Genomic DNA, 8,965 nt, shown 5'->3' with positions numbered 1-8,965 from the left:
GAGCACGCACCAGACGCCGCGCGGCCGCCCTGCGGGCGTGGGGGTCCCCCCGGCCGAAGGCTGGGGGAGGGAGTTTGAAGACACGCCCTAGGGCTTGCGGGCGAGGAGTTGGACCTCCTGGAACTGCCGCTTGTCCGTGGGCTTGGGCTCGGTCACCGTGCGGGCCGTCTCGGTCAGGCCGTGGTCGCGCAGGAGTGCGGCGAGGTGGTCGGGGGACCAGCGGTAGGCCGTGGTCACCACATGGTCGTACGACTGCGTCTCGTGCTCGGGGCCCTCGGTGGCGGGGAAGCCGATGAGCAGGTGCCCGCCGGGGGCCAGGACCCGGGCGAACTCGGCCAGGATCGGGGGCACTTCCTGCGGCGGGGTGTGGATGAGGGACCAGCGGGAGAGCACCCCGCCCAGCGAGCCGTCCGCGATGTCGAGGGCGGCCATCGACCCGACCTCGAAACGCAGCGCGGGGTGCGCCTGTCGGGCCAGTTCGATCATCGCGGGGGACGCGTCGACGCCGAAGGCGTTCAGGCCGAGGCCGTGCAGATGGGCGGTGACGTACCCCGGCCCGCACCCGAGATCCGCAACCGGGCCGCCGCCCCCGCCGTCCGTCCGCACGATCTCCGCGAAGGCGCTCAGGTGCGCGCGCTCCAGGGGACGGTCGCGCAGCGAGTCGTGGAACTGCTCCGCGTAGGTGGTGGCGACGGCGTCGTAGGCGTCACGGGTGACGTGCAGGGTCTGGGGTTCGGTCATCCGGAGACCCTAGTGGGTGGCGGAGACACGGCCGTCGAAAACCCCTTCGGCGGCATCTGCCAGGCTCAACACCGTGCACGTACTCGACACCTTGGCCCGCATGGCGAAGACGAGCCGGTGGCCCGGCCGTCACCCGGGCCCGCGTCGCCCCTTGCGGACCCGTCCCCGCCCCACCTGCGTGCGCACCGCCCCCATGCTCGCCGTGATCACAAGGCCGATCGCCAGCGCCTGCACCCAGGACAGTGCCTGGCTCAGGATGAGGAAGCCGGCCAGGGCCGCGATGGCGGGTTCCAGGCTCATCATCACGGCGAACGTGGACGCGGGCAGGCGCCGCAGGGCGATGAGTTCGAGGGTGTAGGGCAGGACCGAGGAGAGGACGGCGACGGCCGCGCCGAGTGCGAGTGTCACGGGGTCGAGGAGCCGGCCGCCCGCCTCCACCACCCCGAGCGGCAGGCAGAGGACCGCCGCCACCGTCATCGCGAGGGCCAGTCCGTCCGCCTGCGGGAAGCGGCGTCCCGTGCGGGCGCTGAAGATGATGTACGCCGCCCACATGGCGCCCGCCGCGACGGCGAAGGCCACGCCCACCAGGTCGAGGCCGCCGAGCCCGTCGCCCCCGCCGCCGAGCAGGAACACGCCGCACAGGGCGAGGCCCGCCCAGAGGAAGTTGACCGCGCGGCGCGAGGCGATGACGGAGAGGGTCAGCGGGCCCAGGACCTCGAAGGTGACGGCGAGGCCGAGCGGGATGCGGGCCGCGGCCTGGTAGAAGAGCAGGTTCATCGCACCCATGGCGATGCCGAACACCACGACCGTGCCCCAGTCGGTGCGGGAGTGGCCGCGCAGCCGGGGGCGGCAGACCACGAGCAGGACGAGGGCCGCGACCAGCAGGCGGAGCGACACCACGCCGATCGCGCCGACGCGCGGCATCAGGCTCACCGCGAGCGCCCCGCCGAACTGCACCGAGACGCACCCGGTGAGCACCAGGCCGACCGGGCCGAGCGAACCGCGTCGCGCCTCCGGCACGGCCACCGCCGATGCCGATACCGATACCGATGCCGATGCCGATGCCGATGCCGTGACGGGTGTCGCCGTTGCCGCCGCCTCGGTTCTCGGGCCGTTCACGGGCCACCCCCCACATCACTCAAGTTCAATGAAATGCACTTAGCGGCACAGCTTAGTGAACTGCGCGCACTTCAGGAACCTCCACGCTAGAACCCCTGGCGCGGCATGTGAAATGCCTTCTGCGCTCCCGTTATGCTCCGCGAACATGGCCATCGAACTGCGCCACCTGCGCTGCTTCCTCGCGATCGCCGAAGAGAACAGCGTCACCGGCGCCGCCGCCCGGCTCGGTCTCACCCAGCCCGCCGTCTCCCGGACGCTCGCCGCCCTGGAGGCCGGGCTCGGGGTGCGGCTCGTGGACCGGTCCACGCACCACTTGGCGCTGACCCCGGAGGGCCGCTCGTTCCGCGAGAAGGCGGCTGTCGCCGTCGCCGCGTTCGAGGACGCGCTGGCCGCCGCCCGCAGCGCGCACCGGCCGCTGCGCCTCGGGCACGCCTGGTCGGCCGCCGGTGACTTCACCACTCCCCTGCTGCGCCGCTGGCGGCAGGCCCACCCTGACGTACCGCTCGAGCTGCTGCGCATCGACGACCGTACGGCCGGGCTCACCCGCGGCGCCGTCGACCTGGCGCTGCTGCGCGGCCCCGTCGACGCCCCCGGCCTCGTCGTCGAGCTCCTGCACCGCGAGGCCCGCGTGGCGGCGGTCCCCTCGGACAGCCCGCTCGCCCACCGCCCCGAGCTCACCCTCGCCGACCTGCGGGACCAGGTCATCGCCCTGAACACGGTCTCCGGTTCGACCGCCCTCGACCTGTGGCCGGCCGCCGGGCGGCCCGTCGCCACGCTGCCCGTGGCCAACACGGACGACTGGCTCGCCGCGATCGCCGCGGACCGGGCGGTCGGCGTCACCTCGACCGCCACGGTCGGCATGCACCCGCACCCCGGCGTCCGCTACGTCCCCCTCACCGACGCCCCGCCCCTGCCCGTGTACCTGGCCCGCCGCGAGGGCCCGGGGCACCCGGCGGCAGCCGATCTGATCGCCCTCGCCCATGAGGTGGCCCGGGGGTAGACCCCAGAATCCGCCCCCTAATCCGCCCCCTGATCCGCCCCGTCCAGGCCCTCGGCCAGCACCTCCGCCAGGTGCCTGCCCCGCACCCCGGCCAGCTGCTCCAACTGCGTACGGCACGAGAACCCGTCGGCCAGGACCACGGACCCGTCCCGCGCACCCCGCACCGCGGGCAGCAGCGCCTCCTCCGCGCAGGCCGCCGACACCTCGTAATGCCCCTTCTCGAAGCCGAAGTTGCCCGCGAGCCCGCAGCAGCCGCCGCTCAACTCGCCGTCCAGACCTGCCCGTTCGCGCAGCCTCCGCTCTGCCGCGTCGCCGAGGACCGCGTGCTGGTGGCAGTGCGTCTGGCCCACGGCCGGGCGGTCGACGCGCGGCGGCGTCCAGTCGGGCGCGTACCGTTCCAGCGCCTCGGCGAACGTCAGCACGCGGTCGGCCAGGCGCCGCGCCCGCGGGTCGTCGGGGAGCAGCTCGGGCAGGTCGGAGCGGAGCGCCGCCGCACAGGACGGCTCCAGGACGATCACCGGCGGCTCGCCCTCAAGGGCGGACGGCATCAGGTCGAGGGTGTGCTTCAACACCGTTCGCGCGCGGTCGAGTTGGCCCGTTGACGTGTACGTGAGTCCGCAGCAGACCCGGCGGCGCCGCGGGTCCAGCGCATGGCCGGACACCCGGTCGGGGCCGAACGTGAACGTCATCCGCGGCGGCAGCAGCACGGTCATCCCGGCCGCCTCGAGCACCCGTACCGCGGCCCGTCCGACCTCGGGCGCGAGGTGCTCGGTGAACGTGTCCGGCCACAGCACCACCACCTCGCTGCCCCGCGCACCGAAGCGCCGCTCCCGCATCCGCTGCCGGAAGTCCCGCCGCCACCGGGCGCTGAACGTCTCCCGCGCCACCCGCGGGACGCGCCGCTCCTGCGCGACCCCCGCGATCCGTTTCCCGATCCGCACCAACACCCCTACCGAGGAAAGGGCGTTGACGAGGGGCGCCGTCCGCGTCACCTCCACCAGGCGCAGCCAGCGCGGCAGCCACCCCATCGCGTAGTGCGCCATCGGCCGGCGCCTGCCCTCGTAGTGGTGGTGCAGGAACTCCGCCTTGTACGTGGCCATGTCGACGCCCACCGGACAGTCGCTGCGGCACCCCTTGCAGGACAGGCACAGGTCGAGCGCGTCCCGCACCTCCTCCGAGCGCCAGCCGTCCGTGACGACCTCACCGGCCAGCATCTCGTGCAGCAGCCGGGCCCGTCCGCGCGTGGAGTGCGTCTCGTCGCCGCCGGTGGCCCGGAAGGAGGGGCACATCACCGATGTACTCGAACTCGGCTGTTCCGTACGGCACTTGGCGACGCCGACGCACCGGCGCACCGCCGCGCCGAAGTCCCCGCCGTCGTGCGGGTACCCGAACACGACGTCCACCGGCCTGCGCGGCAGCACCTCGAACCGCAGGTTCTCGTCGAGCCGCGCGGGCCGCACAAGCATCCCCGGATTGAGCACGTCCGCCGGGTCCCACACCCCCTTGACCCGCTCGAAGAGCCCGACCAGGTCATCGCCGTACATCGCCGGCAGCAGTTCGGCGCGCGCCTGCCCGTCGCCGTGCTCGCCCGACAGCGATCCGCCGTGCGCGACGACGAGCCCGGCGAGATCCTCGGAGAAGCGCCGGAAGCGCGCGATGCCGTCCCGCGTCAGCAGATCGAAGTCGATACGGACATGGATGCAGCCGTCGCCGAAGTGCCCGTACGGCGTGCCGCGCAGCCCGTGCTCGCGCAGCAGCCCCCTGAACTCCCGCAGATACCCGCCCAGTTGGGCGGGCGGCACCGCGCAGTCCTCCCAGCCGGGCCACGCCTCGCTGCCGTCCCGCATCCGCGTCGCCGTGCCGCTCGCGTCCTCCCGGACCCGCCACAGCGCCCGCTGCCCCGCCGGGTCGTCGACGACGAGCGCGTCCACGACGTCCGCCGCCCGCACGATCCGCTCGGCGGCGGCCCGCGCCTCCCCTGGCGTCCCGCCGCCTGTCTCCACGAACAGCCACGCCCCGCCCCTGGGCAGCCCCGCATCGCCCGGTACGAGGTCGGCGGCCATGCCCTCCACCGTCAGCGGCCCGTACGGCAGCAGGCCCGCGGCGGCGTCCGCGGCCGCGCTCTCGTCCGCGTACGCAAGCACGGCGAGGGCCGTCGCGCGCGGCGCCTCGACCAGCTTGACCGTCGCCTCGGTGACCAGCCCGAGGGTGCCCTCGGTGCCGCAGAAGAAGCGGGCGAGGTCGGTGCCGTTCTCCGGCAGCAGCGCGTCCAGGGCGTACCCGGAGATCCGGCGCGGCAGCCCGGCGTACGGCGCGAACCCGGTCCTGATCGTCGCCAACTCCCGCTCCACCAGGGCCCGTAGCCCCTCGGGCGCGCCGTCCCAGCCCTGCCCGAGCCGGTACGTGTCGCCGCCCGCGGCCACCACGTCGAGCGCGGCCACGCTGTCGGCCGTCGTCCCCCAGGCCACCGAGTGCGAGCCGCACGAGTTGTTGCCGATCATGCCGCCGAGGGTGCAGCGGCTGTGCGTGGAGGGGTCGGGCCCGAACCGCAGCGGGGCCGCCTCCGCCTGCAGCCGGTCCAGGACCAGGCCGGGCTGTACCCGGGCCGTACGCGTCCCCGAGTCGACGTCGAGGATGCGGTTCATGTGGCGGGTGAAATCGACGACGACGCCCGTCCCCGTGGCCTGCCCGGCGATGGAGGTGCCGCCGCCGCGCCCGACGACCGGCACGTTCCGTTCCGCGCACAGGGCGAGGACCGCCCGGACGTCGTCGGCGTCGCGCGGCGCGACGACGCCGAGCGGGACTCTTCGGTAGTTGGACGCGTCCATGGTGTTCAGGGCGCGTGCCGTGGTGCCGAAGTCGACGTCGCCCCGGACGACGTCACGCAGTGCCTTGCCGATGTCGTCAGCCATGTCTTCAGCATGCCCGGGATCCCGTGTTCGATGGGGGCCGTGCGGCGCGTGTGGCGAGCGTCCGGCCCCCATCGAACACGGGACCCGGCAGCAGGAAGCGGTCCCGCAGGCAAGATGCCGTATCTCACCCGGCGGACGGATTGCGGCCCGGCACACCCCACCGACTACGCTCCACGACGTGGCTGAGATCCAGATTCCCGCTGACATCAAGCCCGCCGACGGACGTTTCGGCGCGGGCCCCTCCAAGGTGCGGACGGAAGCGCTGGACGCGCTGGCCGCCACCGGTACCTCCCTGCTTGGCACGTCCCACCGCCAGGCCCCGGTCAAGAACCTGGTCGGCCGTGTGCGCGAGGGCGTGCAGGACCTCTTCTCCCTCCCCGAGGGCTACGAGGTCATCCTCGGCAACGGCGGCTCCACCGCCTTCTGGGACGTGGCGACGCACGGCCTGATCGAGAACAAGTCGCAGCACCTGAACTTCGGCGAGTTCTCCTCCAAGTTCGCGAAGGCCTCGAAGCTCGCTCCCTGGCTGGCCGAGCCCACCGTGATCTCCTCCGACCCGGGCACGCACCCCGAGGCGAAGGCCGAGGCCGGCGTCGACGTCTACGGCCTCACCCACAACGAGACCTCGACCGGTGTCGCGGCCCCCATCAAGCGCGTCGCGGGCGCCGACGCCGGGTCCCTCGTCCTGGTCGACGCCACGTCCGGCGCGGGCGGCCTCCCGGTCGACATCGCCGAGACCGACGTCTACTACTTCGCCCCGCAGAAGTCCTTCGCCTCCGACGGCGGCCTGTGGCTCGGCGTGTTCTCGCCCGCCGCGATCGAGCGCGCCGAGCGCATCCACGCGTCGGGCCGCCACGTCCCGGAGTTCTTCTCGCTGCCGACGGCGATCGACAACTCCCGCAAGAACCAGACGTACAACACCCCGGCCCTGTCCACGCTCTTCCTGCTCGCCGAGCAGCTGGACTGGATCAACGGGCAGGGCGGTCTGGCCTGGTCGACGGCCCGTACGAAGGACAGCTCGAGCCGTCTGTACTCGTGGGCCGAGGACTCGAAGTACGCGACGCCGTTCGTCACGGACGCCGCGCAGCGCTCGCAGGTCATCGGCACGATCGACTTCTCGGACGAGATCGACGCCGCCGCCGTCGCGAAGGTGCTCCGCGCCAACGGGATCGTCGACACGGAGCCCTACCGCAAGCTCGGCCGCAACCAGCTGCGCATCGCGATGTTCCCGGCGATCGACCCGGCGGACGTCCAGGCGCTGACGGCCTGCATCGACTACGTCATCGGGCAGCTCTGATCCCACGCCCTGCTCGCCGCAGGGTTTGATCTCTCGCGGGGAACTGCGGACCGGCCGTGGCTGGTCGCGCAGTTCCCCGCGCCCCTTTCGGGACACGGGGGCGCGGCCCAGTGGCTGCTCCAGGTCAACCAGGCGCGTCCGGTGCTCGGCCCCGGCGCCATGGCCGGCATGGAGAAGATGATGGGCCGGCTGCGGCCGATGGGGCTCAGCGACCCCGAGCTGCTGTCCGTCCTCGTCCTGGTCGAGGGCATGACGGACGCCGCGTTCTGGGAGGCCCAGCGCCCGACCCTGGAGGCGGTCATGGACACCGGGAACTACCCGGTGATGATGTCGCTGTCCGACGACACGTTCTCGGACGCCTTCGACCACTTCGGATTCGGCCTGCAGCGCATCCTGGACGGCCTCGACGTACTCGTTGCAGCCCGCAGCAGAAGGTGACAGCGCGCCGGGGCAGTGCATTCATGGACGTATGACCACTCGACCGAGCCCGGAACTCGCACCGCTGGTCAAGCAGTACGCCGTCCTGCTCACCACGCACAAGAAGGACGGCACCGGCGTCGGCACGCCCGTCAACATCGTCATCGAGGGCGACCACGCCTACTTCCGCACCTACGGCAAGGCGTGGAAGGTCCGGCGGATGCGCAACAACCCCGAAGTGGAGATCGCCCCCTCCACCCTGCGCGGCAGGCCCACCGGGCCGGCCCTCAAGGCCCGCGTCCGCCTCCTCGACCACGGCAGCGCGGAGGAGAAGCACGCGGCGCACCTGATCCGCCGCAAGCACCCGGTCATGCAGGGCCTCGGGGTGCCGCTCGCACACCGCATGAAGCGCGACCGCACGCTGCACTACGAGGTCCGCGTCCTCGGCACGTAGCCCCCGGGTCAGCCCTTCTTGGGCCGCCGCAGCAGTCGCCCGATCCCGATCACGGCGATGAGCACGACGGCGGCCCCCACGGCACCCGCCTTGCCCGTGAAGCCACCGCCGTCCCCATCCACCGAACTCCCGCCGGAACCACCGGAGTTGCCGGACCCGTCGCTGCCCTCGACCTCAACAGCCTTCACCGAACTCCCCTGCCCCTCACTGCCGTACAGCAGGGTCTTGCCGTCGACGGTGTACGTGACGGACTCGCCCTGCGCCTGCATCGGCACGCTCAACTGCCCCTGGCGCTTGGGCTTTCCGTCGTTCCAGGAGTACGCGACGCCGCCGAAGTAGCCGCGCAGCGCAAGCTGTTTCCCGTCGGGCGAGAACGCGCCGTCGGTGACCCACAGGTCGATGTCGGCAACACGGCGGAAGGTATTGGTGGCGGAGGGGTTCAGCGGGTCGGGGCCCTCGTACAGGCCGCCGCCGTCCTCGTCCTTCTCCACGATGTAGACCCGGCCGGTCTTGGGGTGGACCATCATCGCCTCGGCGTTGCGCGGCCCGTCCGCGTACTTCACGACGTACTGCTTGGCCCGCACCGTCTGGTCGTGCAGGTTCTTGGGCTCGGGCAGCTTGTAGATCCACACGTGGTCCCACTTGCCGCCGAGGTTGTCACCGATGTCCCCGACGTACAGGTCGCCGTCGGGCCCGATCGAGACGGCCTCGACGTCGCGCGGGGCGCCGACGCCGGTGAGGGTGAGCCGCGCGACGGTCTTCCCCGTCCGCCCGTCGACCGCGTACAGGTACGCGCCGTCGTCGCTGTCGTTGTGCGTCCAGTAGATGCCCGGGTGAAGGCGGGAGGCGGCGAGGCCGCTGGACTCGGTGATCCGCGGGTCCTCGATCGTGAACCCGTCCGAGCCCGCCGGCCGTGAGTCGGCCGCGGCCGGCCCGGCCCCCGCGCCGAGCAGCACAACGGCAACGGCCGCAGCCGCCGCACCCAGCCTCGCCTTGTTCGCACGCATGCCCCCAGCTTGCCAGGC

General features: G+C 72.7%; 7 protein-coding genes and 1 pseudogene. 4 read left to right on the top strand and 4 right to left on the bottom strand.

The features are described from left to right. Positions 1 to 87: 87 nt before the first annotated feature. Positions 88 to 741: a methyltransferase domain-containing protein gene (locus tag ACIBUY_RS31720; protein WP_365580640.1), complete on the bottom strand. Its 654-nt coding sequence runs from the start codon at positions 739 to 741 to the stop codon at positions 88 to 90. Positions 742 to 870: 129 nt separating this feature from the next. Next, positions 871 to 1,767, bottom strand: a complete 897-nt coding sequence (locus tag ACIBUY_RS31715; protein ID WP_399154423.1) for an EamA family transporter — start codon at positions 1,765 to 1,767, stop codon at positions 871 to 873. Positions 1,768 to 2,005: 238 nt separating this feature from the next. On the opposite strand from ACIBUY_RS31715, the gene ACIBUY_RS31710 reads away from it, so the two are divergent. After that, on the top strand, positions 2,006 to 2,860 hold the full coding sequence (locus ACIBUY_RS31710; protein ID WP_399154422.1) for a LysR family transcriptional regulator: 855 nt from the start codon (positions 2,006 to 2,008) through the stop codon (positions 2,858 to 2,860). A gap of 17 nt (positions 2,861 to 2,877) precedes the next feature. Here the strand turns inward: ACIBUY_RS31710 and ACIBUY_RS31705 are convergent, their stop codons facing one another. Then, a complete protein-coding gene (locus ACIBUY_RS31705) occupies positions 2,878 to 5,772 on the bottom strand; it encodes an FAD-binding and (Fe-S)-binding domain-containing protein (protein ID WP_399154421.1) in 2,895 nt (964 codons plus the stop codon). A gap of 178 nt (positions 5,773 to 5,950) precedes the next feature. Between ACIBUY_RS31705 and serC the strand changes: the two genes are divergently transcribed. From serC to ACIBUY_RS31690, 3 genes and pseudogenes are all read left to right on the top strand, one after another. Next, on the top strand, positions 5,951 to 7,069 hold the full coding sequence (serC, locus tag ACIBUY_RS31700) for a phosphoserine transaminase (protein ID WP_399154420.1): 1,119 nt from the start codon (positions 5,951 to 5,953) through the stop codon (positions 7,067 to 7,069). 111 nt (positions 7,070 to 7,180) lie between these two features. Continuing rightward, positions 7,181 to 7,507: pseudogene (locus tag ACIBUY_RS31695) on the top strand (TetR/AcrR family transcriptional regulator C-terminal domain-containing protein); the annotation flags it as partial. A gap of 31 nt (positions 7,508 to 7,538) precedes the next feature. Further along, the gene (locus ACIBUY_RS31690) at positions 7,539 to 7,940 is read left to right on the top strand and encodes a PPOX class F420-dependent oxidoreductase (RefSeq protein ID WP_365580632.1); all 402 of its coding nucleotides are present in this window, start codon (positions 7,539 to 7,541) and stop codon (positions 7,938 to 7,940) included. Positions 7,941 to 7,948: 8 nt separating this feature from the next. On the opposite strand, the gene ACIBUY_RS31685 is transcribed toward ACIBUY_RS31690, so the two are convergent. Next, positions 7,949 to 8,947 (bottom strand): WD40 repeat domain-containing protein, encoded by a 999-nt coding sequence (locus ACIBUY_RS31685; protein WP_399154419.1) that lies wholly within the window; start codon positions 8,945 to 8,947, stop codon positions 7,949 to 7,951. Positions 8,948 to 8,965 lie beyond the last annotated feature (18 nt).

The sequence above is a fragment of the Streptomyces sp. NPDC050085 genome (assembly GCF_044460595.1).
Classification (GTDB): domain Bacteria; phylum Actinomycetota; class Actinomycetes; order Streptomycetales; family Streptomycetaceae; genus Streptomyces.
This window is presented reverse-complemented; position numbering and strand designations above follow the sequence as displayed.

What these genes read in the sequence shown, in the direction of transcription:
- ACIBUY_RS31690 (WP_365580632.1), top strand. Translation starts at nt 7,539, where the DNA reads ATGACCACTCGACCGAGCCCGGAACTCGCACCGCTGGTCAAGCAGTAC.
- ACIBUY_RS31685 (WP_399154419.1), bottom strand. Translation starts at nt 8,947, where the DNA reads ATGCGTGCGAACAAGGCGAGGCTGGGTGCGGCGGCTGCGGCCGTTGCC.
- ACIBUY_RS31720 (WP_365580640.1), bottom strand. Translation starts at nt 741, where the DNA reads ATGACCGAACCCCAGACCCTGCACGTCACCCGTGACGCCTACGACGCC.
- ACIBUY_RS31710 (WP_399154422.1), top strand. Translation starts at nt 2,006, where the DNA reads ATGGCCATCGAACTGCGCCACCTGCGCTGCTTCCTCGCGATCGCCGAA.
- ACIBUY_RS31705 (WP_399154421.1), bottom strand. Translation starts at nt 5,772, where the DNA reads ATGGCTGACGACATCGGCAAGGCACTGCGTGACGTCGTCCGGGGCGAC.